Annotated in this window: 27 protein-coding genes and 2 pseudogenes; 15 read left to right on the top strand and 14 right to left on the bottom strand. The window is 34.7% G+C overall.

Going from position 1 to position 25,586, the window contains the following annotated elements; translation table 11 throughout:
* Positions 1 to 426: 426 nt before the first annotated feature.
* A complete protein-coding gene (locus tag ACQ9BO_RS18215; protein ID WP_431241887.1) occupies positions 427 to 588 on the bottom strand; it encodes a helix-turn-helix domain-containing protein in 162 nt (53 codons plus the stop codon).
* Complete coding sequence (locus tag ACQ9BO_RS18210) at positions 527 to 1,090, bottom strand: ATP-binding response regulator (protein WP_431245153.1); 564 nt, start codon at positions 1,088 to 1,090, stop codon at positions 527 to 529. The genes ACQ9BO_RS18215 and ACQ9BO_RS18210 overlap by 62 nt, the downstream gene beginning before the upstream one ends.
* Before the next feature lie 19 nt (positions 1,091 to 1,109).
* On the opposite strand from ACQ9BO_RS18210, the gene ACQ9BO_RS18205 reads away from it, so the two are divergent.
* The 7 genes and pseudogenes from ACQ9BO_RS18205 to ACQ9BO_RS18175 all read left to right on the top strand — a co-directional run bounded on the left by ACQ9BO_RS18205 (position 1,110) and on the right by ACQ9BO_RS18175 (position 4,992).
* The gene (locus ACQ9BO_RS18205; protein ID WP_431241886.1) at positions 1,110 to 1,280 is read left to right on the top strand and encodes a hypothetical protein; all 171 of its coding nucleotides are present in this window, start codon (positions 1,110 to 1,112) and stop codon (positions 1,278 to 1,280) included.
* Between the two features lie 364 nt (positions 1,281 to 1,644).
* Positions 1,645 to 1,830 carry a DUF4986 domain-containing protein gene (locus tag ACQ9BO_RS18200; protein WP_431241885.1) on the top strand — a complete coding sequence of 62 codons (186 nt, stop codon included), beginning with the start codon at positions 1,645 to 1,647 and terminating at the stop codon, positions 1,828 to 1,830.
* A 64-nt stretch (positions 1,831 to 1,894) separates the two neighbouring features.
* Positions 1,895 to 2,029 (top strand): annotated as a pseudogene (locus ACQ9BO_RS18195) (hypothetical protein); the annotation flags it as partial.
* Positions 1,984 to 2,112, top strand: a complete 129-nt coding sequence (locus ACQ9BO_RS18190) for a hypothetical protein (protein ID WP_431241884.1) — start codon at positions 1,984 to 1,986, stop codon at positions 2,110 to 2,112. The pseudogene ACQ9BO_RS18195 and the gene ACQ9BO_RS18190, both read left to right, overlap by 46 nt.
* Before the next feature lie 29 nt (positions 2,113 to 2,141).
* Positions 2,142 to 2,333, top strand: coding sequence for a hypothetical protein (locus tag ACQ9BO_RS18185; protein ID WP_431241883.1), 192 nt, complete (start codon positions 2,142 to 2,144; stop codon positions 2,331 to 2,333).
* Between the two features lie 38 nt (positions 2,334 to 2,371).
* Positions 2,372 to 2,647, top strand: coding sequence for a sugar-binding domain-containing protein (locus ACQ9BO_RS18180; RefSeq protein ID WP_431241882.1), 276 nt, complete (start codon positions 2,372 to 2,374; stop codon positions 2,645 to 2,647).
* 95 nt (positions 2,648 to 2,742) lie between these two features.
* Positions 2,743 to 4,992, top strand: a complete 2,250-nt coding sequence (locus ACQ9BO_RS18175; protein WP_431241881.1) for a glycoside hydrolase family 2 TIM barrel-domain containing protein — start codon at positions 2,743 to 2,745, stop codon at positions 4,990 to 4,992.
* A 148-nt stretch (positions 4,993 to 5,140) separates the two neighbouring features.
* Here ACQ9BO_RS18175 and ACQ9BO_RS18170 read toward each other — a convergent pair whose 3' ends face one another.
* A complete protein-coding gene (locus ACQ9BO_RS18170) occupies positions 5,141 to 5,389 on the bottom strand; it encodes a hypothetical protein (protein WP_431241880.1) in 249 nt (82 codons plus the stop codon).
* A 28-nt stretch (positions 5,390 to 5,417) separates the two neighbouring features.
* Between ACQ9BO_RS18170 and ACQ9BO_RS18165 the strand changes: the two genes are divergently transcribed.
* Entirely contained in the window at positions 5,418 to 5,657 is a 240-nt protein-coding gene (locus tag ACQ9BO_RS18165) for a hypothetical protein (protein WP_431241879.1), read from the top strand.
* Here the strand turns inward: ACQ9BO_RS18165 and ACQ9BO_RS18160 are convergent.
* The 3 genes from ACQ9BO_RS18160 to ACQ9BO_RS18150 form a co-directional block, all read right to left on the bottom strand.
* Positions 5,643 to 6,470, bottom strand: a complete 828-nt coding sequence (locus tag ACQ9BO_RS18160) for a hypothetical protein (RefSeq protein ID WP_431241878.1) — start codon at positions 6,468 to 6,470, stop codon at positions 5,643 to 5,645. The genes ACQ9BO_RS18165 and ACQ9BO_RS18160 overlap by 15 nt on opposite strands.
* Positions 6,471 to 6,670: 200 nt before the next feature.
* A complete protein-coding gene (locus ACQ9BO_RS18155) occupies positions 6,671 to 8,470 on the bottom strand; it encodes a T9SS type A sorting domain-containing protein (protein WP_431241877.1) in 1,800 nt (599 codons plus the stop codon).
* Positions 8,471 to 8,549: 79 nt separating this feature from the next.
* The gene (locus ACQ9BO_RS18150) at positions 8,550 to 8,744 is read right to left on the bottom strand and encodes a hypothetical protein (RefSeq protein ID WP_431241876.1); all 195 of its coding nucleotides are present in this window, start codon (positions 8,742 to 8,744) and stop codon (positions 8,550 to 8,552) included.
* 585 nt (positions 8,745 to 9,329) lie between these two features.
* Here ACQ9BO_RS18150 and ACQ9BO_RS18145 point away from each other — a divergent pair.
* The 6 genes and pseudogenes from ACQ9BO_RS18145 (at position 9,330) to ACQ9BO_RS18120 (ending at position 17,300) form a co-directional block, all read left to right on the top strand.
* Positions 9,330 to 9,689, top strand: coding sequence for a hypothetical protein (locus tag ACQ9BO_RS18145; RefSeq protein ID WP_431241875.1), 360 nt, complete (start codon positions 9,330 to 9,332; stop codon positions 9,687 to 9,689).
* Between the two features lie 79 nt (positions 9,690 to 9,768).
* Positions 9,769 to 14,149 (top strand): annotated as a pseudogene (locus tag ACQ9BO_RS18140) (CusA/CzcA family heavy metal efflux RND transporter).
* Between the two features lie 4 nt (positions 14,150 to 14,153).
* Entirely contained in the window at positions 14,154 to 14,678 is a 525-nt protein-coding gene (locus tag ACQ9BO_RS18135) for an efflux RND transporter periplasmic adaptor subunit (protein ID WP_431241874.1), read from the top strand.
* The gene (locus ACQ9BO_RS18130; protein WP_431241873.1) at positions 14,645 to 15,289 is read left to right on the top strand and encodes an efflux RND transporter periplasmic adaptor subunit; all 645 of its coding nucleotides are present in this window, start codon (positions 14,645 to 14,647) and stop codon (positions 15,287 to 15,289) included. The genes ACQ9BO_RS18135 and ACQ9BO_RS18130 overlap by 34 nt, the downstream gene beginning before the upstream one ends.
* A 231-nt stretch (positions 15,290 to 15,520) precedes the next feature.
* Positions 15,521 to 17,194, top strand: a complete 1,674-nt coding sequence (locus ACQ9BO_RS18125) for a mechanosensitive ion channel family protein (RefSeq protein WP_431241872.1) — start codon at positions 15,521 to 15,523, stop codon at positions 17,192 to 17,194.
* Positions 17,142 to 17,300 carry a hypothetical protein gene (locus tag ACQ9BO_RS18120; RefSeq protein WP_431241871.1) on the top strand — a complete coding sequence of 53 codons (159 nt, stop codon included), beginning with the start codon at positions 17,142 to 17,144 and terminating at the stop codon, positions 17,298 to 17,300. The genes ACQ9BO_RS18125 and ACQ9BO_RS18120 overlap by 53 nt, the downstream gene beginning before the upstream one ends.
* 7 nt (positions 17,301 to 17,307) lie before the next feature.
* Here ACQ9BO_RS18120 and ACQ9BO_RS18115 read toward each other — a convergent pair whose 3' ends face one another.
* Entirely contained in the window at positions 17,308 to 17,661 is a 354-nt protein-coding gene (locus ACQ9BO_RS18115; protein WP_431241870.1) for a cupin domain-containing protein, read from the bottom strand.
* A 133-nt stretch (positions 17,662 to 17,794) separates the two neighbouring features.
* Between ACQ9BO_RS18115 and ACQ9BO_RS18110 the strand changes: the two genes are divergently transcribed.
* Positions 17,795 to 19,522 (top strand): hypothetical protein, encoded by a 1,728-nt coding sequence (locus ACQ9BO_RS18110; protein ID WP_431241869.1) that lies wholly within the window; start codon positions 17,795 to 17,797, stop codon positions 19,520 to 19,522.
* A 60-nt stretch (positions 19,523 to 19,582) separates the two neighbouring features.
* Here the strand turns inward: ACQ9BO_RS18110 and ACQ9BO_RS18105 are convergent, their stop codons facing one another.
* The 7 genes from ACQ9BO_RS18105 to ACQ9BO_RS18075 all read right to left on the bottom strand — a co-directional run bounded on the left by ACQ9BO_RS18105 (position 19,583) and on the right by ACQ9BO_RS18075 (position 25,356).
* On the bottom strand, positions 19,583 to 19,939 hold the full coding sequence (locus ACQ9BO_RS18105) for an alpha/beta hydrolase (RefSeq protein ID WP_431241868.1): 357 nt from the start codon (positions 19,937 to 19,939) through the stop codon (positions 19,583 to 19,585).
* 98 nt (positions 19,940 to 20,037) lie between these two features.
* Positions 20,038 to 20,352, bottom strand: a complete 315-nt coding sequence (locus tag ACQ9BO_RS18100; protein WP_431241867.1) for an esterase/lipase family protein — start codon at positions 20,350 to 20,352, stop codon at positions 20,038 to 20,040.
* Between the two features lie 8 nt (positions 20,353 to 20,360).
* Positions 20,361 to 20,870 (bottom strand): hydrolase, encoded by a 510-nt coding sequence (locus tag ACQ9BO_RS18095; RefSeq protein ID WP_431241866.1) that lies wholly within the window; start codon positions 20,868 to 20,870, stop codon positions 20,361 to 20,363.
* An 80-nt stretch (positions 20,871 to 20,950) separates the two neighbouring features.
* Positions 20,951 to 21,481: a hypothetical protein gene (locus ACQ9BO_RS18090; RefSeq protein WP_431241865.1), complete on the bottom strand. Its 531-nt coding sequence runs from the start codon at positions 21,479 to 21,481 to the stop codon at positions 20,951 to 20,953.
* Entirely contained in the window at positions 21,478 to 22,092 is a 615-nt protein-coding gene (locus ACQ9BO_RS18085) for a cysteine hydrolase family protein (RefSeq protein WP_431241864.1), read from the bottom strand. Before ACQ9BO_RS18085 ends, ACQ9BO_RS18090 begins: the two co-directional genes overlap by 4 nt.
* A 54-nt stretch (positions 22,093 to 22,146) precedes the next feature.
* On the bottom strand, positions 22,147 to 22,890 hold the full coding sequence (locus ACQ9BO_RS18080; protein WP_431241863.1) for a hypothetical protein: 744 nt from the start codon (positions 22,888 to 22,890) through the stop codon (positions 22,147 to 22,149).
* A gap of 153 nt (positions 22,891 to 23,043) precedes the next feature.
* The gene (locus tag ACQ9BO_RS18075) at positions 23,044 to 25,356 is read right to left on the bottom strand and encodes a histidine kinase dimerization/phosphoacceptor domain -containing protein (protein WP_431241862.1); all 2,313 of its coding nucleotides are present in this window, start codon (positions 25,354 to 25,356) and stop codon (positions 23,044 to 23,046) included.
* Between the last annotated feature and the right edge of the window lie 230 nt (positions 25,357 to 25,586).

Genomic DNA, 25,586 nt, shown 5'->3' with positions numbered 1-25,586 from the left:
GTTGAAAGCTCTTCCGCAAAAGATACAGCGGACAGCACGGCCCGGAGGGAAACGCCATAATTATTCTTTCTACTTTATAAATCATTAGACATCTTTTGGATTAAGAAAGTATAGTAATATTGGGGTTTAAAATTTTCTTAAAAAAATGATACTTAATATGATATGGTAAAAAATGCCTTAGATGAAATTTCATTTAAGGGATTTTTTAATTTTAGAACTGAAAAGTATTTTTAGTTGTTTCCTGGTTCATTCATCTGTGCGTATTCTGTGGGTGTCATTTTGAATTGTTTCTGGAAATTACGAACTCAAATGTCGTTTGAGGATTATAGCCCACAATTTCTGCGATTTCATATACTTTATGATGGTCTAAACTTAGTAATTCTGCGACTTTTTTAAGTCGGGCGATATTTATGAGTTCATTTGGGTTTAAGTTGGTAATTTTTTTATTTTTCTGTAAAAAGTAGAACGGCTCATTGCCATCTTTTCAGCAAGGATTTCGACGCTTAATTCGGCATTTGATAAATTCTCATTGATGATTTCGTCTAGTTTTTTTAATAAATGTTTCGTCAATTTGGCTATGTGCGACACTTTTTAAATGTGATAGTGGTGAACTAGAATAAAAATCCATTAAATTTTTTCGATTCTCAATTAAATTCTCGATGTGAGCTTTTAGATATTCCATTGAAAATGGTTTACTTATATAGGCATCAGCGCCAACTTCAAGACCTTCAATTTTTGAATTCAAATTATCTTTCGCAGTAAGCAAAATCACTGGAATATGACTGGATTGTAAATCTGTTTTTATTTTTTGGCATAACACGAATCCGCTTATTTCGGGCATCATTACATCACTTATAAGAAGCTGGATCGTATGTTTTTCTTGATGAAGTTGCAATTCTAGGACAAAACTATTGTATTGCTTTTCAGCCGTATCTAATTTTAATGTTCCTGAATGCAATTCTGCTAGTGAATGCGAAAGTGATAATCCAATTCCGGTTCCCGTAATGCTCGTGGTATCTGGAGCTCTGAAAAATGGCTCGAAAATTTTGTTTTTGAGATTTTCTGGAATTCGATTTCCATCGCTTTTTATTAAAATTCTAAAATGAGAATTGTTTTTTTCTAAAGCGATAATAATTGTTTTTCTGCAATATTTTATGGATTATTACGAATGTGTAATTTACAATTATATTCTGCCCTCGTTAAATCCAGAAACAGGAATGGAGAATCACGCCAAATATGATGAGGCTATTTATGCCAAAGGAAACGAAGGTGATTTGTAAATCAATCTTTTTATTCCGTCTGTTTTAAATTAGAAAGAAAAAGGATTTAAAATAAAACAAATTAGAAATTTTCCGGAAAGTGATGAAGTGACTTTTGAGATTGAGGAAGGAAGTTTCAAAAATAAAATTTATTTGCGTGTTCCAATTTAGACTTCAAATGCGTCAGTGAAAATTAATGGTAAAAAAGCTACAGGAAATTTAACTTCGGCAAGTTATTTTGTGATTTAGGACGAACTAAAAAAAGTGATGTAATCGAATACATTATGCCGATACATCTTTATAATCAAGCTATGCCAGATGATCAGAAAAAAATGCAATGCTTTATGGGTCAGTGGTTTTGGCTTGAGAATTAGATAGAAATGCAATGAAAGCGAGAGAAATTCCGGTTTTGCTTACCAACGATTCTGATATTAACAATTGGACTCATTTAAATGACCAAAACAAGCTAAAATTTACTATAGACAATACTCAAAAAACTACTTTATTGCCATTATACTCGATAATTGACAACCGCTATATGGTATATTGGGATAAATTTTCTACAGCTTGAATGGAAAGTTCAGAAAGAAGTTTTTTAGGAACAACTTGTTGGATAAGAGTAACTTGAGGCTGTAACTTTAGATCATTTAAGAATTGGAGAAACGCAACCCGAAAGAGATCATCAGTATGTAGGGAAAAATACTTTTACGGGGAATTTCAAAATATGCGCTGGAGAGACGTGCGCGATGGTGGCTACTTTAGTTTTGTAATGAATACGAAAAACAGTACAGAAGCAAATTTGATTTGTACGTATTTTGGCAGTGATGGAGGAAAAAATCCTTTAGGATTTTAGTAAATAATGTCGAAATTGCGAAAGAAATTTTGAAAGCCAAGAAACTAAATTCGTTTTATGATGAAACATATACGATTCCGACGGCTTTATTAAAAAACGAAAACCAAATTACAATTCAATTTGTAGCAGATTCTGGGAATACAACCGGAGGATTTTTGACTGCAGATTGGCAAAACCACAAAATTAACACCATGATTAAAAAAAGATTTTACTGCTTGTAACTTTATTTTGCTTCGCGACTAGTTTCAGTCAGGAAAAAATGAAACAATCTATCAATTCTAATTGGCAGTTTTACAAAGGAAAATTAAATCAAGACGATTTAGAAAATGCAAACAAGAATGTTTGGGAAGATGTCAACTTGCCTCACAGCTGGAACAAATTTGACGTTATGGACGATCAATGGGGATATTACAGAGGTGAAGGCTGGTACAAAAAAACGCTTTTTGTAAATCCGGATTGGAAAAATAAATCGGTTTATCTTTATTTTGAAGGTGCAAATCAAACTACAGAAGTTTTCATCAACGGAAAAAAGTAGGTTCGCATATTGGCGGTTATTCTGCTTTCAGTTTTCCGGTAAATGAATTTCTTCAGTTTGAAAATCCTGAAAAAGGAAATCAAATTGTGGTAAAAGTGGATAATAGTTACAACGATGATATTCCGCCTCTTGATGCCGATTTTACTTTTTACGGAGGAATTTATCGCGACGTATATTTGATTGCTTCAAATGAAGTGCATTTTGATATGACAAACCGAGCTTCTGACGGTGTTTTTGTTACAACTCCAGAGGTTTCAGCTTTGGCGACAAAAATCCAAATTAAAGGAAGTATTGAGAACAATTCGAAACTTTCAAAAGATATAATTGTTTCTACTAAATTATTCGATAAAAATAATGTAGAAGTTGCTACTTTGAGTACTGCTTTAAAATTAAAGCCAAATTCTAAAACAGGATTTTTACAGCTTTCAAAAGCAGTTCAAAATCCAAAATTATGGTCGCCAGATGAACCTTATTTATACAAAGCGGTTTCAGTTATTGTAGATAAAAAAACAAAAGAACAACTGGATTTATTTTCTGCGCCAGTCGGTTTTAGATGGTTTTCATTTACTGCTGATAAAGGTTTTTATTTGAATGGAAAACCAACCAAATTAATTGGAGCAAACCGTCATCAGGATTATAAAGATTTGGCAAATGCATTGCCAGATGTTTTAGCCGAAAAAGATATGCAGTTGATAAAAGACATGGGCGGAAATTTTGTTCGTGTGGCACATTATCCGCAAGATCCATCGGTTTTAGAAGCTTGTGACAGAATCGGACTTTTGGCGATGGTTGAAACTCCGGAAGTAAACCGAATTACTGAGACAAAAGCTTTTGAAGAAAACAGCATTGAAATGCAACGCGAAATGATTCGCCAGAATTTCAATCATCCAAGCGTGATTGTTTGGGCGTATATGAATGAAATTTTGCTTCGTCCGAGATATGAGGATAAATCGCCAGAGAGACAAAACTATTATAAAAATGTTGCCGCATTGGCACAAAAACTGGAAAATGCAACTCGCGAAGAAGATCCAACACGTTATACGATGTTGCCAAATCACGGCGCTTTTGATTTGTATAATTCGGTTGGATTGACAAAAATTCCGATGATTGTAGGATGGAATTTATATCACGGTTGGTACAATGGTGAATTTGGCGGTTTAGAAAAATTCCTTGAAAATCATCATAAAGTATTGCCAGACAAACCTGTAGTTATTACAGAATTTGGTGCCGATGCTGATAGAAGAATGCGTTCTGATAATCCGAAAAAGTTTGATAAAACGATGGAATATGCCATGTTGTATCACAAACATTATTTGAATGCAATTGAAAATCTGGATTATGTTGCCGGAGGAACGATTTGGAATTTAGTTGAATTCAATTCAGAAGGAAGAGCGGAAAGCTGGCCACATATGAACAATAAAGGAATTATGTCTTGGGACAGAATTCCGAAAGATGCATATTATTTCTATCAAGCAAGATTGCTGAAAAAACCTGTTGTAAGCATCGGATCGAAAAGTTGGAATAATCGTTCGGGAGTTTTAAGTGCAGAAAACGAATCGGTTTTTTATCAGGATTTGGAAGTTTTTTCAAATGAAAATGAAATCACTTTAAAAGTAAACGGACAAAGTTTAGGAAGCCAGAAAACAAGAGAAGGATCGGCTATTTTTAAAGTTCCGTTCAAAAATGGGAATAATATCGTAGAAGCTTTTTCGACTTCAAATGAAAGCGTAAAAGATTTTGCTTCAATTCATTTTACACTTTATGCTCCCAATTTAAACAGTGAAAAATATCCTTTTGAAAATATCAGAATCAGTTTGGGAGATCAAAGACAATTTACCGAAGAATTGACACAGCAAAATTGGCTTCCAGAACAAGCTTATACAAAAGGAAGCTGGGGTTATGTTGGAGGGCAAGCGTACAAAATGCCTGGAAATCCTCAAATTCCATACGGAACAAATAAATTGATAAAAGGAACTGAAAATGACCCGATTTATCAAACGCAAAGAGAAGGTATTGAAGCTTTTAATTTTGATGTTCCTGACGGGAAATATGAATTGACACTTTATTTTGCTGAGTTTCTTTCAGGAAAAACAAGAGAAGCGTTGGCATATAATTTAGCAGAGAAAAGTCAGAAGGAGGAAAAAGCCTTTAGAGTTTTTGATGTTTTGGTAAACGGACAATTATTTCTGGAAAACTTCGGAAATAATAATTACTTGGAACCTGAAAAAGCCGTTGATATGAAAACGACGATTTATGTAAAAGACGGCAGAGGAATTCAGGTTGATTTCAAACAAAAAACGGGTAAAACCATCCTAAACGGAATTGAACTGAAAAGAATTTTCTAATGAATTTCATCGCAAAAGATGGCATGATGAAGTCGGGAAAGACAAATTTCTTAAAGACTAACCTGAACTTTTTGATGCATTATAAAATTGAATATTTTGAAATTGAATGAAAAAAAGTGCTGAATTTGTCAGCACTTTTTTTGTTTAATTATCTTGCGGTTAAATTTAAGGATATTGTTGAAATATTTCCTGTTCCGTCATAGCGTTCTGCCCATACTTCGATATAATCATCTTTTTTAAGTTGCACTGTTCCTACTATCGGCAACGCCAAAATACCTGCTGTAGCTAAAAATCCTGTTGATGGTCGGCCATAAACTTTTGTATCCGTCAATACAACACCATTTTTAGCAAAATACAATATTAATGTAATATCTGCGCCACTGCCTTGGTAGGACATTGAAGCTGTGATTTGAAAATATCTTGTTTTGTTTCCCCTATATGTGATTCTGTTATTTCCATCTTTCGTAAAACGAAATAAACTATTAGAAGTAGTTGTACCATTCAGTTTAGTTCTACTGGCCGAAGTTGTTCCGGTAAATGTTGTTGTAGCGCCGGTACCAACTGCGGCATCTAAATTTATATCGCCAGTAGCATCGCTGTCACCTTCCCTTGGAATTCCAGGCGCATCTACAGTCCAAGCAGTACTGAAATTATATCCAGGATAAGTCGAAGTCGCTAGCGTATCCTTTTACGTAACCTGTAGGTGCCGTTGTTGTTCCTGAAAAAACGGTACCAAGCAAGATTCCCGTTCCGACACTTAATGTACTGTCGCTGACATCTAAGGCTAAATCAGCTCCGTTGACAGAACTAAATCCACTGCTTTTTTGTACTAAACCAAAAGTGCCCGTAAGTGTTTCAAAAGTGCCATTGTTGGTATTTAGCCAAGCTTGATTGTTTAGAAGTAAACTTCCAATATTAGAATAAGTTATGCCATTCGTATTATTTATAAATTGAATGATATTGCCAAAATACAATCCGAAACCGGAAATATTTCCAACATTTGTCGTCATGCCGTCTATTATTACATTTTGAACCAGCATAGAAGTTGCTGTAGCAATTCCAGGACCTGTAACATCAAAAGCTTTTGCGCCTTTTAAGGTCAAATATCGGATGCTTCCTCCGGTAGTTCCTTGAAAAATAGTTCCAGATGACTGCAAAATATCCTCATTGGCATCTAATCCCGTAACATAAGCATTATTTAAATTTATGGGAGCTGTGAGTGTAATTGTTCCGTTTATTTCATATAAAGTATTTGTATTGAGCAGATAACTAGATCCTCCACCGGCAGTTAATTCTGGAGCTAAATCTGATGCTGTTTTTACAAGTTTATAATTGTTTCTTTTGATTGTGCTTTCTATGGCCATTCTAGTCCAAGTGCTGGTGGTTGTATTGTAGTAATAAAAAGCTTTATCAGTGGTATCATACACCAACAAACTTTCTGCAGGAGTGGTAATGGCTGTTCGTTGTGCAGTTGTCATTCTTGGGGCGAGTAATCCTTGAGTTGTAGAAGTTATATCTAATATGGAACTAGCATTTGGTGTGACGGTTCCAATTCCGATTTGAGCATGAATTGTCAGTGTTAAAAAAAGAAAACAAGAAATAACTTTATATGATTCTGAAATGTAGATTTAATTACCATAATATACGCGATTAGTTTGTTATTAAAATTGTAGTCATTTTATTTTCCCGAGTTAGAGATAACAACTTTCTGAGTTATTTTTTGATTGTCGTCAGTCAGAAATTCTGCTATATATATTCCGTAGCTTAATCCGCTGGTTGTAAAACTATAATTAGAGTTTGTTGTTAAATCTATTTTTGAAAAGACCACTTTTCCTGTCATATCATATAATTTGAACGATTTTATAGCGAGCAAATTCGGATTTGATGCTTTTAGATTATTGCGTTCATTGTCTTGATAAATGACAAATTGGTTTAAAATTTCATTATTTGGAATGCTTAAAGTATGACTTGTAAATGCGATTTTAAATCGATCCGTATAAGTTCCAGGTGCAATCGCAACTTCGTAAGAGCCAGTTTTTATATCATGATACGATTGATCAAGAGCATCATAGATAAAAATGGCTTGCGACGAATCAAAATTTATGATTTCAGGAATAGAAAATTTTAAGGTGGAATTTGCTGTCGCCTTAACAATTAACGGAATCTTTTTCTCCAGACTAAAATTGACTCCTTGAATGATATAATTGGCATCACTCAGCCAAAAATTGACATCATTAGGAAGATCTGCAGTCAAGTTCAAAGCATCAATGCCAATATCAACACCATCTGTAGCTTCAGGAAGAAATGCCAGCGCCAATTGTCTGGTAAATTCATTGTTGATTATAGCATTTAATCTAAAATAGGAAAGAGGTGCAGTTTCTTCTGTCTCATCATTATTTTTGTTTTCGGCATTTAGGGAGTGTTTTTCAAATTGGGAAGATCCAACTGCTTCTTTTAAAAATACGCGATGTGAATTTTTAAAAGTAACCGTTCCATTGGATTTTCCATTTAGCAGGAAACCTTGTCCAACTGGGACATGTCTTCGCAAAACAGCAGTTCCAGTACCTGATCCTGGCCCAGGATTTACGGTTCCATCTTGTTTGTAAGAGCTAAATGTTGGCGGAATATAAATTCCTTCAGAGGTTAAATTAATAGGAGAATATGATCCGTATCCGCCGCGATAAGCACTTAAATAATGAGAATTTACACTTTTGTCTTGTTGCCAAAAATAAGCTACACCTCCGGTAATTGCGGCATTTGTAGGATCGAGAAGAAAAGCATTTAAATGCAAAGCAGATGGATATGGATTGCCAGTCAAAGTGGCATTGTTAAGTCCTAATGCAATTGTGATATTTCCATCATTTGGTTTTCCCCTAAAATCATATCGTTGCGCACTTCCAGGATTATTTGATACACCAGTTCCTTCTGGATCGAGTACGTCAGTTCCGCTGGTTCCTTTCATGGTAAATCCTTCGCCAGCGACTAATGAGGTTGCACCACCTACAAGTACCCACTGTGAATAATTGTTTGCATTGACTAATTTATAAATCCATGAAGAAGCAATGGCTAATGGATTTGCAGTTCCATCATAACTTCCCGATGGAAGTATTGTCGCGACCGTTGATAAAGTGGAACTTGTTGGACGGCTTAGCATTGTAATTCCAAAATTCTCGTTGCCAACAGTTGCTGAGGCATTTCCAACAGGTGAGCACCAATAATTATAATCAAAATTGTCAGAAGTGCCTTCTTGAAAAACAGATAAAGTTCCCAAGCCTGAATTTCCTGAAACGGTAGTAGTGCCCTGAACTAGCTGTGAATTATTGCGCAAATATAAATTCGAATTTGATGCTAAATTGAGATTTTGTTTAACGTACAGCACTTGGCTTTTTACATACATATACGCATTAGGACTGAAATAAATCTGTGAAAAAGACGTATTGCAAATGCTTATTAGAATTAGAATCATTGTTTTTCTCATAACGCATTTTTTTTGAGTTTTAATCTTTTTGAAAAAGAATTTCGTTACTGAATTTTAAAGAAACTAGGAGATGTTTTTGTTATGATTTTTTCTTAATCATTACTAAAAAGCCAAATATTATTCCCGCAGTAAATAAAATAGCAGTTCCTTGTTCAATAGTTGCGGGAGGAGGATCAGGAAGCCCTGGCGGTGGTGGACCGCTTCCTTGAGCTAAAGTCTTAAATGGGAGGTAAACTAAAAGTAGGATCAGAAATGTTAGTTTTTCAACTTTCATATATTTTATTTTGAGGCGTGGATAAAAAAATATTTGATTATTGAATGCAATTATTCATGATGAAATAGACTAAAAAAAATGTTTTAGTAGGTTAATTTCATTTTTAAATTGTACATAAATAGTCGCATTTATTTCAAAACTACTTAAAAGAAATCTCTAATATTTTGAATCAAAAACATTTAACTAAGTTTTTTCTTATAATATGAAAACAGTGAAATCACGGTAAACAATTGTTAAAATTTAGAATCCTTGAAAGATGTATTTTAATGCTTGATAGTTATTGGAAGTCCGATGATATACGAGAATTTGCAATTATTTATTTTGAAGATTTGTAAAATTCTGACCATGCCAAGTGAGAGCGAGTAAAAAGAGAAATTTTCGCAAAACATGGGAATTGTATAAACTTGAAATTAAATTATATAAAATATCTATAATCAAAACGAAAAAATTTTATAAGTAAAATCTTTCAAATGTAAAATCTTTAAAAACATAGATTTATAAATGATAAAGATTTAACAGATAAGCCTTGTGATAAAACATCAATCTTAATATTTTTGTACTGTGCGAAAAATTTCTCTCTATATATTGATACTTCTAATCAACTTTAATAATTGCTTTTTCGGGCAATTATCTAAAGTTCCAGTGCTTGTACAGCATTATATGGAGCATCAGGAAAGGGCAAACGGACGAGGACTTGCCTTTGCCGATTTTATCGCTATGCACTATTTAGGTCAGGACATCAACGATAATGATGATGAGCGTGACATGCGACTTCCTTTTAAGAAGGTTGATCCACATTCGCAACATATTGTATTTATTCCAAACCGAGTTTATACCTCGACTTTGCATATAATTCCTTTAGATTCACATTTTGTAAATAATTACAAAGCAAATTTTCATACAAATCCTTATTTAGGAAGTCTGTTCAGACCCCCAATTGCCTAATTCTTTTATTGGAAGTTAACAATGCCATGCAGGTTTGTACTGTATGAGTATTGCATTTTAGTATTCCCAAAAAGAAAATATGCTTAATAAAATCATTCAGTTTTCAGTTAATAATAAACTGGCGATTGGGATTTTCACATTGCTGTGGATCATCTACGGCTTGTTTGAAGTAACCCGTTTGCCAATTGATGCCGTACCTGACATCACCAATAATCAGGTGCAAATTATAACCACGGCTCCATCATTGGGAGCCGAAGATGTGGAACGTTTGATTACGTTCCCTATTGAACAAGCCGTAAGTAATATTCCGCAATTGAAAGAAAGCCGAAGCATTTCAAGATTCGGTTTGTCAGTCGTTTCAATTGTTTTTGATGACGATACTGATGTGTACTGGGCGCGTCAGCAAGTAACAGAACGGTTGCAGAAAGTCGAAATAGACGAAAATGCCAGTATGCCAGAAATGGCGCCCGTAACGACAGGACTTGGTGAAATTTATCAATACGTTTTAAAACCACAACCGGGTTACGAAAGCAAATATTCATTAGCCGATCTGCGAACTATTCAAGATTGGACAGTAAGAAGACAGTTGCTTGGAACTCCAGGAATTGCTGATGTTTCTACCTTTGGAGGAAAACTGAAACAATACGAAGTTGCCGTAAATCCAGCCCGATTAAAAGCTCAGAATTTAACAATCAGCGATGTTTTTAATGCTTTAAGCCGAAGCAATCAAAATACAGGTGGAGCTTACATTGAAAAAGGTCCAACTGTATCCTATATTCGAAGTGTTGGTCTTGCCAAAAAGATCGAAGACATTGAGAATATTGTCATTAAAACAACTCAAGCTGGAACCCCAGTTTTGGTGAAAAATGTGGCAGAAGTAAAATTATCTTCGGCAATACGTTATGGTGCTTTAACGACAGATGATATTGGTGAATCGGTTGGGGGAATTGTGATGATGTTGAAAGGTGAAAATGCCAGCAATGTTATTGAAAACGTCAAAACTAAAGTAGCTGAAATCGAAAAAATCCTTCCGGAAGGTCTTAAAATAGAACCTTTCTTAGATCGTACCAAAATGGTGGACAACGCGATCGGAACGGTTGAGCACAACTTGATGGAAGGTGCATTGATTGTAGTCTTGGTTTTGGTTTTGTTTCTTGGAAATTTACGTGCTGGACTTATCGTAGCTTCTGTAATTCCGCTAGCCATGCTTTTTGCCATTATAATGATGAATACTTTTGGAGTGAGCGGCAACTTAATGAGTTTAGGTGCACTCGACTTCGGACTTATTGTAGATGGCGCTGTTATTATCGTCGAGGCGATTTTGCATCATATGCATACTTCAAAAAAATACAAATCGATAAATAACATTTCTCAGGAAGAAATGGATAAAGAAGTTTCAGGCTCAGCCTCGAGAATGATGAATGCGGCTGTTTTTGGACAGATCATAATTCTGATTGTATATCTACCAATTTTATCACTCCAAGGAATTGAAGGAAAAATGTTCAAACCAATGGCTCAGACTGTTGCGTTTGCGATTTTAGGAGCTTTTATTTTATCGTTGACGTATGTGCCAATGGTGAGTTCGCTTTTCATAAGCAAAAAAATAAGCCATAAACTGAATTTTTCAGATCGTGTAATGTTACGATTAGAAAATTGGTATGAAAAAGCACTTACAAAAGCATTAGCCATTAAAAAGAGCATTGTCATGACAGCAGTTGTACTGTTTGGTTTCGCCGTATTTTTATTCGGATTGATGGGAGGTGAATTTATTCCGCAGTTAGAAGAAGGAGATTTTGCGGTAGAAACCCGAATGCTTTTGGGAACAAATCTTTCGACTACAACTGAAACGATTGTAAAAATTTCTGCTGAATTGAAGAAACAATATCCTGAGGTCAAAAAAGTAGTTTCTCGAATTGGAAGCGCCGAAATTCCAACCGATCCAATGCCTATTGAAGGAGGCGATATGATTATTGTTTTAAAAGATAAATCAGAATGGACAAGTGCTTCTTCTTTCTCTGAATTGGCCGAAAAAATGGCAAAAACGGTTCAAGAAGTTGCGCCAGGTGTTACAACAGGTTTTCAGTTTCCGGTTCAGATGCGTTTCAACGAATTGATGACAGGAGCAAAACAAGATGTTGTTTGTAAAATATTTGGAGAAGATCTGGATAAGCTCGATGAATATTCAGAAAAACTTGGTGCAATAAGCAAAACTGTAAAAGGAACAGCCGATTTGTATGTGGAAAAAGTTACCGGTATGCCACAAATTGTAATTGAGTACAATTGGACAGAAATGGCAAAATATGGTTTGTATGTTCAAGATATTAACCGAACAGTAAATGCCGCCTTTGCCGGAGCCGTAGCTGGAAATATATACGAAGGTGAAAAGCGTTTTGATTTAGTTGTTCGCGTTGAAAACAGTGGCAGAAAAGGAATTGAAAATGTTAGAAACCTTTTAATCGCAACGCCTACTGGAGCGCAAATTCCGTTGTATCAAGTGGCTTCTGTTCAGGAAATCGAAGGGCCAAATCAGATTCAGCGTGAAGATGCCAAACGAAGAATTATTGTTGGATTCAACGTTCGTGGACGTGACGTTCAAAGCATCGTAAACGAATTACAAAAGAAGGTAAATGCACAGATCAAAATGGATCCCGGATATTACATTACTTATGGAGGTTCTTTTGAAAATTTACAGCAAGCCAAAAGTCGATTAGGAGTCGCCGTTCCAGCAAGCACTTTTAATGATTTTCGCACTCTTGTATTTTGCTTTTAAATCCTTTAAAGAAGGAATTATCATTTTTACTGCGATTCCGTTATCAGCTATCGGTGGCGTTTTTGCTTTATGGATGCGAGATATGCCGTTTAGTATCTCGGCAGGAGTCGGATTTATTGCTCTTTTTGGAGTGGCGGTATTAAACGGAATTGTCTTGATATCAGAGTTTAACCGAATCAAAAAACACGGCGAAATTACAAATCCTTTTGATATTATTATAACAGGAACCAAAAATAGACTTCGTCCGGTATTGATGACCGCGACAGTGGCTTCTTTAGGATTTTTGCCAATGGCACTTAGCAACGGAGCAGGAGCAGAAGTACAACGACCGTTAGCAACCGTAGTAATCGGCGGACTGGTGACTGCTACATTATTGACTCTTTTTGTACTTCCGGCCATTTACTTGATGACGTATAGTATGAAATCTTTTAGAAAGAAAAAGAAAATGAAAAACATCTCAGCAATTATAATTGTGCCATTCCTATTAAATGGTTTTAATAGCATTTACGCACAGCAAACGGAAAAAATTTCATTGCAACAGTCGATTGAAATTGCTCTAAAAAATAACAGCAGAATCAAAGCCGCAAAGTTCAATGAGGAATCCAAAACGTTTTTGAATAAATCGGCATATGATCTTCCAAAAACACAAATCGATGCCGATTATGGGCAATTCAACAGCCGTTTAAACGATACACGTTTTGGAATCAGCCAGACAATTAATTTTCCAACGGTATATTCTCGACAGAAAAAAGCATTTATGGCAGGAGCTGAAGCCGCAAAAGCACAAAACCAGCTTACACAGCAGGAAGTAAAATCATCGGTTCGCAAATTATATTATGAATTGGTTTGGCTGAATAGCAAACGTGATCTTTTACATTATGCGGACAGCATTTATCGCTTGATGGAAGAAAAATCGCAACTGCGATTTAAAGCTGGAGAAACGAATGTTTTAGAAAAAAGTGCTTCACAATCGGCTAGGCAGTTTTATACCAATCAGTTGAATATGTTGGAATTGGATGTTGATATTGCGCTTCGTTCGTTTAACGCTTTGTTGCAGGATGACAAACAATATTCGCCGGAAAAAACAAATTTAAAAATGGATTCGGGCTCACTTTCGGAAGTTAAAAATGCAGATGAATTGCCTATGACAAAAGTTTGGAAACAAGAAGCCGAAGTTGCAAAATGGCGCTGGAAAACAGAGAAAGCTCGTTTGATGCCCGATTTAAATTTTGGCTATAATAATTTGAGTATTACAGGTTTTCAAACCAATGCCGCAGGACAGGAAGTATATTATAGTTCTGGAGATCGTTTCAGTTATATCACAGCAGGAGTAAGTGTGCCCTTGTTTTTTGGAAGTCAATCTGCCAAAAGCAAAGCCGCAAAAGCTGAATTTCAAAATTTGGAAGCACAATCAGAAGCGGTAAAAATTGAAGTTTCTGCCCAAATACAAAATGCTTCTAAAGAAGTTGAGAAATACAAGCAAAGTCTTCAATATTATGAAAGCGAAGGTTTGGCAAATGCACAAACTATTATTGATGCCGCTAACAGTCAATTACGTAATGGAGATATTGATTACCTACAATGGGTTTTAGTCGTAAATCAAGCAATTACGATCAAGAATGAACATCTGGACACGGTAAATAATTATAACAAGGCTTTGATATCCTTGCAAACAATAATAAACTTATAATGCAATGAAAAAGAAAATCATTTTTGCGTTTGCAATAACTGTACTGATATTGACATCGTGCGGTAAAAAAGAAGAAAATAAACAGGTTGAAGCAGGAAAAACAGATTCTAATTTGATAACCTTATCAGCTGAGCAGGCTAAAAATGCCGGAATTGTAACAGGAAATCCTGAAGAAAAAGAGCTTAGTGCGATTGTACAGCTTCAGGGTGAAGTTACGGTACCGCCAAACAGTTTGGTAAATGTAACTTTCCCTTTAGGCGGATATATTAAAAAGACGAATATTGTTACGGGAATGCATGTTAGAAAAGGACAAGTTTTGGCCGTAATTGAAGATATGCAATACATTCAATTGCAACAGGATTATCTGACTGCAAAAGAACAGTTCAAAGCGGCAAATTTAGAATTCAGCCGTCAGAAAGAATTGAATGCAAAAAAGCAAGCAGTGACAAGGTTTTTGAGCAAGTCACAGCTGAACGCGAAACACAACGAATTGCAATGGCATCATTGGCACAAAAACTTGAATTATTAGGACTTAACGTAAGCCGATTGAATGCTTCAAACATTACAAAAGCGATTAATGTAGTTTCTCCCGTAAATGGTTTGGTTTCGAAAGTAAACATCAACAACGGAAAATATGTTTCGCCAACTGAAATGCTTTTTGAATTGACTAACATTCAAGATGTAATGCTGACTTTTAATGTTTTTGAAAAAGATGTTCAATCGCTTAAAGAGGGACAAAAACTAGAAGTGTATAGCAATTCTAATACTGAAAAGAAATTTAGTGCAAAAATTCAGTTTATTAATCACAGTTTGAATCAGGATCACGCCGCCGAGGTTATCGCTAGATTAGATCGTTATGATTCATTATTTCTACCGGGACTTTTTGTAAATGCGGACATTCATATCACGAATAAAAAACAGTTGACATTGCCAGAAAATGCCATTGTGGATTGGAAAGGCAAAAGCTATGTTTTTGAAGACAACGGAAACAACAGTTATAAAATAGTGGCTGTTAAAGCAGGAATCGCTCAAAATGGTTTCAAGCAATTTTCTTCGGAGGTCATTACAGCCTCATCAAAATTGGTGGTAGAAAACGCTTATACGCTTTTGATGAAAGCCATGAATGAAAGTGCTCAATAGGTTTAAATTCCAAAAAATAAAATTTCAAATTCCAAAACGATTGGAATAAAAAAACAGTTTAGTTTGAAGAAAGGCGGTGGTATTTATATCACTGTCTTTTTTTGTTTTCACTAAAAAATAAAAAGAAATAAATTCTGTTGGATTTTAGGACTTATTTTTTCTCCCATAAAGATTTTATTTTTCTTCTATATTTCTTATTTTTAGTAGATTAAACTGCTAAAACAGATTTCCATGATTTTAGGTACTAAACGTTTTCTATGTAATTTATCAATATTGTTACTATTGCTGGTTATCCCAAATACGGTATCTTCTCAATTATTGGGTACAGCTAAACCAGCCACAGAAGAACCTGAAAAATCACCAGAAGATTCTCTCGGAAGGCGTACACCTCAAGGAACAGTAAACGGATTCATAAAAGCAATTGGGGAGCAAAATTATTTGCGTGCCAGCCAATATTTTGTATTGAGCAAACGCTCGTATCGCAAAACTGCAGAAAGAATAAAAATTGCAAAGACTTTCCAATTGTTATTAGATCAAGGTGGTAACTTATCTCCTTCATCAATTATCAGTAACAAAGAAACTGGACGTACGGATGATGATCTAGCAATTGGAGTAGATCTCGTTGGAAACATATCTACCAATAAAACAGTAATACAGCTTTATGTAGAAAACCAGTCAGATGATAGCCAGCCTGCTTTATGGCTTTTTTCGGCAGAAACTATAGAATCGATTGTTTCAGCTGACGTTGCAAATGAAAAGACTTTTTTAGACCGGATATTGCCTGATTTTTTATTAGAAAAGAAATTAGGAAATGTTCCTTTGGGACATTGGGCAGTTGTCGTAATTATGATGGTAGTGTCATACTTGCTTTCTAAAATGTTGCTTTTTGCTTTGGTCTTTATGATTCAAATAATCTGGAAAAGAGCAGAAAGCGATAAAGGCAGGGCTATAATTGAAGCTTTTGAATTGCCTATTCAAATGTTTTTTGCCGTAATTTTATTTGTTGTATTTACGCAACGAATGGGGATTTCTATTGTAGTTCGTCAACGTTATAGTATCATTATCATCACTATTGGAATAATTGCTTTTTTAATATTGCTTTGGAGAATAACCGATTTTGTGAGTACGTTCACTCGTAGGAGAATGAGTTTAAGCGGACGGGTCTCAGCAGTTTCTACTATTTTATTCTTAAATCGTACCACTAAAGCGACAATTATTGTCATCGGAATTATTGCTATTCTTGGTATTATTGGCGTAGATGTTACAGCCGGACTCGCGACATTGGGAATTGGAGGGATTGCTTTGGCGCTTGGAGCACAAAAGACGATAGAAAATTTTGTTGGAAGTGTTAGTCTTATTGCGGATCAGCCAATTCGCGTAGGCGATTATTGCAGAGTCGATGATATCAAAGGAACGGTAGAAGCAATAGGAATGCGCTCTACAACGTTGCGAACTCAAGCGCGAACGATCGTGACAATTCCTAATGGACAATTATCGGCCAGCAAAATTGAAAATTTTGCACATCGCGACCGTTTTATATTTAATCCGATATTAGGTTTTAGAATGGAAACAACGCCCGATCAAATGCGTTATTTATTGGTAGAAATTAGATCTCTGCTTTATGCGCATCCGTCTATATTAGATTCGCCGCCAATAGTTCGTTTCACAGGAATTACTGCCGATGCCTTGAAAGTTGAGATTACAGCCTATATCGAAGCAATAAGTTTGGAAAAATCACAAGAAGTACAAGAAGATGTTTTATTGCGAATGATGGATATCATAGAAAAAAGCGGTACTTCACTGGCTTATCCATCTCAAACTATCTATATGGCGCGTGATACTTCTTCTTCAAATGAAAAATCTGCTCGCAGTTTCAGAAATCGTCAAAAAATGGAAAGAGAATAACGAACTGCAATTGCCAAATTTTGATCCAAAACGCATTGAAGAATTAAAAAATAGTATCAAATATCCTGACGATGGAAGTTTTAAAATGAAAGAAGAAGAAGAGTAAAAAAATATTACTCTTCAATAGTAGTTCTGTCGTTATTTGTTGTGGGTTGAGAAATCACAAGAAATTCAAGTTGCCCTGAAGTCTCATTTGCAATATAATGCTTTGTTTTTGGCTGAACCAATATTCCTTTTTGCTCGGTAACAATGGTTTTGTTTTCTTCCAAATAAAAAGTTGCTGTGCCGTTCAAAATGAAGAAAAATTGTTGCGCTTCTGTATGAAAATGTAATTTTTCTCTAGTTGAAGGAGGCATGCTTTCTTGTTTGATCGAAAGTCCAGCAGTATCTGTTAAAATCCAGCTATCACAATTTTCACCCCATAAATAATGTTCAGCGGTTTGTTTGTCAATTATTTGATCGCTCATTTTGTATTTAATGTTTTTGATTTAGATGTAATTTATTGTAAAACAAGTATTTAGTTTTTATTTTTCATAACTTTGTTAGCAACTTTCTTTGTTTAGGAATTGTTTCACTGATGTAATAAATTAAATAGTTTTTATGATGAAACATTATTATCTGCTATTTGCTGTTTTATTTCTTTTTGCTTGCAGTAAAAATAAAAATACTGAAACAAAATCTCCACAAATTACCTCAAAAATTGGTTGTTTAACTCCCAAGACAACAGATAAAGATTGGTATTCGTTAAATAAAAAAGCACCAAAATTTGAAGGTCTTAAAGGAATAGATTTTAAAATTTCTACTGAAAATCAAGAAGTACAGCAGTATTTCAATCAAGGAATGATGTTGGCTTATGGTTTTAATCATGCCGAAGCCGCAAGATCATTTTATGAGGCTTCGCGTTTAGATCCTAATTGTGCGATGGCCTATTGGGGTTTTGCTTATGTTTTAGGCCCAAATTATAATGGCGGAATGGAAGAAGATAATTTTCAGCGTGCTTATGATGCCATTCAAAAAGCTAAAAAACTTTCAGCAAAATGTTCTCCAAAAGAAATCGCACTAATAGATGCAATGGCAGTAAGATATGTAGAAAATCCGCCAGCCGACAGGAAACCTTTGGATATTGCCTACGCAGAAGCCATGAAAAAAGTCTATGTAAAATTTTCAACAGATCCTGATATTGGAGCACTTTATGCTGAATCTTTAATGAATTTGCATCCTTGGGATTTGTATGATAAAAATACCGGAGCAATAAAAAAATGGACTCCCGAAATAGTAGAAATTTTGCAGGAATTGATGGTGAGGAATCCGAAACATCCTGGAGCGCATCATTTTTATGTCCATGCGCTAGAGGCTTCTTCGACACCTGAAAAAGCCTTAAAAAGTGCTAAGTTATTAGAAACTTTGGTTCCCGGTTCTGGTCATCTGATTCATATGCCGTCGCATATTTATATTCGTACGGGAGATTATCATGAGGGATCACTTTCAAATATTCAAGCCATAAAGGTTGATAGCCTTTATACAACTGTATGCCATGCACAAGGAGCATATCCGCTTGCTTATTATCCGCATAATTACCATTTTTTGACGGCTACTGCGGCTTTAGAAGGAAACTCTAAATTGGCTTGGAATACTGCTAAAACACTTCAAGAGCATATTTCTGTCGAGATTATGCGCCAGCCAGGATGGGGAACTTTGCAACATTATTATACGATTCCATACTACATTGCAGTTAAATTTGCTATGTGGGATGCCATTATCGCACTTCCTAAACCAGACAATGATCTTGTTTATCCACAAGCGATTTGGCATTATGCGAGAGGCATGGCTTATCTTGGAAAAAATAATTTGATAAATGCCGAAAAGGAATTTTCAGCTCTTGATAAACTGTCGAAAAATAAAACTTTGAAGGACCTAACAATTTGGAATATCAATACGACTGCTGATCTTGCCGTTATTGCTTCAAAAGTTCTTGAAGCCGGAATTGCTTCAAAGAAAAAGGATTTAAATAAATCTATATTGTTGTTAAATGAAGCAATAGCAATTGAAGACAATCTCAATTATAATGAACCTCCTGACTGGTTTTTCTCGGTTCGTCATTATTTAGGAGCAGTATTGCTTAAAGCAGAAAAATACAATGATGCAGAAAAAATTTATCGAAAAGATTTAGAGATCTGGCGCAAAAACGGCTGGGCATTAATTGGACTATACAATTCGTTGCTAAAACAGAAAAAAGAAAGTGAAGCTTTAAAAGTAAAAACCGCTTTTGATGATTCATGGCAATATGCAGATTTTAAGATTTCATCTTCTGCGTCAATAATGGAATAAAAAAAGGGCTTTTGTCAAGAAAATTTTCGACAAAAGCCCAATGTTTTTTAAGCTGAATATTTAGAGTGCTTCGTACCAATTAAGAATATAATCGGCTACAGATTCCCAGCCAGGTTCTCCGCAAATAAAATGACTTTTGCCATCAAATATTTTTAGATCAACGCGACCAGATTGGTCACTATATTTATTAGCAATAGTTTCTGTGAGACTAGGAGGGAAGATGTGGTCACTGCCACCTCCAATAAATAAAATCGGTTCATGTAACTTCTTGAAATTGATATTTGAAAAAGAGTTCAAAACCAATTCGCGACTCACTTTATAACTTTCTGGAACGGCAAATTTCTCAAAAGCTTTTCTCTTTTCCGCTTCCGGAATTGTATTGAAAAAAGCATAGTCATACCATTTTCTGCTTCCCATAAAATATTTGTTTGATGAAAAGAAACCAAATGCAGGTATTACAGTTTTTAAGGTTTGAAATGGCGGAAAAACATTTTTGGGTGGTGCGCCATCAATACTTACCCCAGCGTGACTTTTCCTAATTCTACTAATTTCAAAGCGACCATTCCAGCCATTGAGTGGCCAATTACTAAAGGTTTTTCGGGTAGGGAATCGATTAATTTGCTGATATTATTAACTACATCTATAAAACCAGTTTGAATTAAATTTGGATGCACTTTTGCTCTTAATTCCGCAGGATCACCGTCGTGTCCTGGATTTGCAGGCGTATAAACGGTATATCCCTTTTGCTCATAGTACGTTTTCCAATCTGTCCAAGTTTTATCGTTGACAAAATTTCCGTGAATAAGTACAATCGTTTTTGATTTTGACATGATTATTTTTATTTGATTAATGTTAGAATTTTTTTGAAAGTTTCTTTTCTAGAGTCTTTAACAAGTTCGTAAAGGCACATTTCAATATTGGTCAAGTGAGCTCCTTTGGTTTGTAATTTTTGTAATGCTAATTCAATACTATCTTTTGACCTTGAAGAAACACAATCTGCGACAATTTCGATTTCAAAATTATTTGATAATAGTCCCATTGCAGTTTGGCACACACATATATGGGCTTCAATGCCACAGATCAGCCATTGTTTTCTACCCGAATCGATAATAGCATTTTTAAAAGATTCATTTTCAAAAGCATTAAAAGAATATTTTTCAATTGGCTTTTGACCTGTCAATAATTTTTCCAACTCGGGTATAGTTGAACCAAGCCCTTCGGGATTTTGTTCTGCCCAAATAATCGGAATTGACAATATTTGACAGCCTCGAATCAGCTTTTCCAAATTCGATACTAACTTTTCACTTTCATAAACAATTCGAGCAAGCTTTCCTTGAACATCAATCAATATTAATCCGGTGTTTTCTTGTGTTAGCATGATTTATTGTTTATCCAAATATTATTATAAAGCTGTTCCTATTTGAAATTTTAAAGCCATATTTCTTTTAAAGCTTTTTCTTCAATATTTTTTGCAAAAAGAGGCGTCTCCTCGGTATTATGTTTTACTAAATTTTGCAACATTTCATTTGTAACTAATTTATAATCAGTTATTTTTAATGATTCAAGTAAATTTATGAAATCTGGAGTAGAGTTTACAGCTACATGGTTAGAAAATTCACATGTTGTGTTGTTTAACTTCTTGATTTTTAATTCCCAAACAATATGAAGCTTAGTTTTTCCAGTTGCAGTAATAGAATCAGAAATTGATTGTACCATGCAATGATCTCGCTGGCTTACCTCTTCAACATAATGCTGGATCAACAAATTTCCTGCAATTTGTTCTACATTAATTGACATCCTTTTTCCGTTGTCAGCAATAGAATTTCCCGCGACGATATGATCAGATGAGCAAGCTTGATATTCAGAATCTTTCAAGCTAAAAAGCCACTCTGTTAAATCTATTCGTTCTAATGGAGCATTTATAATTGCTTTGCAAGTGCTTTCGGCTAACAATTTCATTTTAAATAATCTATGAATTCATCGGTAGATAATAAAGTATGTCCATAATTGGGAAAATTGGTTTCCACTGTTGCTTTGATTTCATCCCAATTGAAAGCTCCAATTCCATCTTTTATTAAAGTGACATGGTAACCAAGTTCAACGCCGTATCGTGCAGTCGAATCAATACAAGTATTTGCTCTCATTCCAGCTAAAACAATATGTGTTATGCCATGTTCTTTTAAAAGAAAATCAAGATCAGTATTAGAAAAACCGCTAGCTGTCCAGTGATTTTGTGCGATTAAGTCTTCTTCTTGTGGCTGAAGATCAGGATGAAATTCTCCGCCCCAACTGCCTTTTTCAAAAAGATTCAATTTTAAGCTCCCCATATGAGATGGAGATAAAAATTTCCAATTCAGATAATCTCCTTTTTGCGTTTTGCGATGTGGCGCATAAATAATCTGAATTTTGTTTTTTCTGCATGCGACAACCAATTTTATTAAATTGGGAATAACATTATTTTCAATAACGGTCTGTTTCACAGCGTCCCATAATTTGCCTCCTTCTGAAAGAAAATCATTATAAGGATCAATTAAAATTAAAGCTGTTTGACTAGATAAATGAGTTTCCATGATACTTTAAATTTATGTGTCAATTGTTGTGGCTATTTTTAGAATGCTAAAATTTTACTTTACAGAGTATGGCAAGGAAAGATTTCCACTCGCAACGGTATAAACTTTGTAAACACCAAGCATAGGTTTTGCTCCTTGAGAATCATGCGAGCCACCGGCGCCCGTGCTAACTTCCATATAACAACTAACAGCATCAAATTTGAAATCGGTTTTGTTGTTGATCCTAGAATTTGGTACAATCACTTTTATCGAATTTCCTTTCGTTACAATATTAAAACCTGGGCTATCCATATACATTGCCATTCCTGGATTTGTTGGTGGCAAAACGACCTTTGGATCTCCTTTTGTAAATTCTCTCACCGAAAGTCCTCCGGCAACACGTTTGTCTTCAACTAGTAAAACCCAATGCGCATGCCAAACCAAGCCATCGTTTAGATAATTTCCATCGAGATTTTCATCCCACAATGGAGTGTCTTCAAAATCTGGATGTGAGGTTAGAGCAAGTGCTACAATTCCTTCGGCTTGGCCAAAACCAATATCAGAAGATTTTAAAGTGGTTGGAAAAACATACGCCAGAACAGGAGCACCATTTAATTGACCAACTGGTTTGGGCATAGTTTTTCCTGCGGTTCCTTCAACTTTAATATCCCAAACTGTCAAGCCTAAATCGGCTTTGTGCGTAATTGTTGCCGATTTTATTTTAAAATCACTGTTGTTGTATGCAACACATTTGTCGCAGGCTTTTGCTTCGCTAAAACTTAGATACAAAATAATTAATAGCAGTATTGATTTTTTCATAATAAGTGGTTTTAGAATTTTACGATTCTAAGAAACCAATTTACATGCCATGCAATAAAGCATCAACAAACAATAGGTTTGCATGCTTTTTTAGGATTTAAAAGCACTATATTTCGCTAAACAGATTTAGATTAGTGAGATTTCGCTATCAAATTATCTTCTTTTTTCATTAATTGGAAATTCTTTCGAAAATTCGATTTTAAGTATCGTTCCATTTTTATTTTCCATAGAGAAATTAGCCTCCAAATCGTCGCTTAAGCCTTTTATCAAGCTTAATCCGAATGAATTGATTTTTTTGGCGCTTATATTTGCATCAAAACCAATTCCGTTGTCGGCAATTGTCAGCAGGTATTTGTTTTCAGAAGAAGCCACCAAAGTCACGTAAATCATGCCGCTTTTATCATCTGGAAAAGCATATTTTATTGAATTGGTAATCGACTCATTCAAAATTAATCCAAGAGGAACTGCCTGCGCAACATCTAATTCCAATGGATCGATTTTCAATTCAAAACGAATTCGTTGTCCAAGTGAAAAAGATTCACGTAAATATTCGACCAATTCTTTGATGTAATTAGGCATATTGATGGTCGAAATATTCTCAGAATTATACAATTTCTGATGGATCAATGACATCGAATGAATACGATGCTGGCTGTTTTTGATTGCCGAAAGCGCCATATCATTCTCTAAATATGCCGATTGAGAATTGAGCAGACTGATTACCGTTTGTAGATTATTCTTAACACGATGATGAATTTCTTTCAAAAGCCATTCTTTCTCATCAAGCAAATGTCTAAGATTGATGTTTTTCTGATTGATTTCTTTTTCCTTTAGTTCTAATTCGGCATTGTTTTTTTGCTTCAAGCGATAACTATTGTATAATAACGCAATTATTAGGACCAATAAAACCAAACTTGATATGGAAACTGTATTTAGTAGTTTTGATTTTTTTAATGCTGTTTCCTGCAAATCGGTTTCTTTATCTAATTGTTTGATTTTTTGTTCTTTATTTTCAGTTTCGTAAGCAATTTTAAGTTCTTCTATTTCTTTGTTTTTCTTGCTCCTAAACATGGAATCGCTTACAAGTTTAAAGTTTTGAAAGTGTTTTAAAGCTCCTTTGTAGTTTCCATCAAGAGAATCCAAGCGGAACAATAATACCTGAAAACCTTCTGAATTGTAATCTTTTCTATAAGTCTTGCGAAGTTCCATAACCTTATCAGCATAAAATCGGGCTTCTTTTAACTTGTTTTGGTTCGCATAAAACAAACTCATAAAAATATATTGATGAATAATTTCTCTTGCGGTTTCGTCGCCTTTCAACTGTTTGGCATAAAAATCCATTTCCTTGAAATATTTCTCAGCTTTTGTATAATCTTTTAATTTTTCATAACAATTCGCTTTAATATAGGCGATACACATTTTGTCAAAGGTATTATTAGGAGGATATTTTGCAGTCATGATATTGACATGATCAATGGCTTCCTTATTTTTTCCTTTTTCGGATAAAGCCGCAATTGCACCAAAAAAACTTTTGTACCAGGCTCCACTGTTTAAGGTATTTTGACCAATTTCAATGCTTTTATCATACATTCCTAATGCTTCTTCGGTGTGACCAAGTAAATTATAAACGTCGCCAAGGCGCATATAGTAAACATCGCCAAGAGTGAAATCCTTTTCTGCTTCCATTCTTTTTACACTTTTTAAAGCATAATAAAGTGCAACTTTAAGATCACGTTGATTTATGGCAATAAAGGCAAGAGTGGTCTCCGTAAATTGCTGATGTGTAAAATTAATTTTTCGTAGATCTATAAGATTTTGATAAAGCCTTTTTTTCGCTTCATTTATTTTTCCGCCCCAAAAATAAATAGTAGTAATTTTTGCGTAGTTCTCGATTCTTTTTTCCTCCATTTTTAATGAAGCATAAATTGAAATTGCTTCTTGCAGTATTTTTTCTTTCTGAGGATCTAAATTGAATAAAAGTGTCCCATACGCATCCAGAGCCCGAGCAAGACCTAATTGATCATTTTGCTTTCTGCATTCTTCAATGACTTTCAAAAAGCATTTATTTCCTTCGGCTTGATTATTCGCTTGATAATAAAATTTCCCAAGTAATAATAAACTCTCATGTTGCCATTTTTTGATTTTTAGATTATTTGATTCGGCAATAGATTGATCTATAAATGTTTTGGCATTTTGAAGATCGTCTGGTTTTGAGCCGGGCTTAAAAAGATAATAATTAGAAAGTTGATATAGAAGTTTGATGCGATCTTCATCTTTTGTTTTTGCCAAAAGCCTTTTAGCCGAATCAATATTTCCTTTATTAATTAGCTCATTTCCAATTAGATTTTCTCCATTATTAAAGCCTTCGTCGTAAGCAAGTGAAAGTGGAAGTTTATATGCTTTACAGGCTAATACAACAGAACTGTCGGCATCAATTGTGCCCTGATTAGCATTGTACAAGTACATGGCGCAATATTGGATCAGCAGTCTTTTTTCTTCAAGTCATAATTTGAAACAGATGGGGATTGAGCTGAAGAGAGGAAAACATTTACTAAAATCAGAAAGAAAGTAAAACGAAATTTCATAAAGGATTTATTTTTAGGTTTTTGGTTAAACAAATATAGAAATAAACGCAACTGATTGCTTGAAAAAATATCAAGAAAATTCACATTAAAAGTCTTTTTCATGATTTTTAT

Source organism: Flavobacterium sp. P21 (genome assembly GCF_050632225.1).
Classification (GTDB): domain Bacteria; phylum Bacteroidota; class Bacteroidia; order Flavobacteriales; family Flavobacteriaceae; genus Flavobacterium.
Note: the sequence above shows the minus strand (reverse complement) of the source record. Positions and strands in the feature narration are given on the sequence as shown.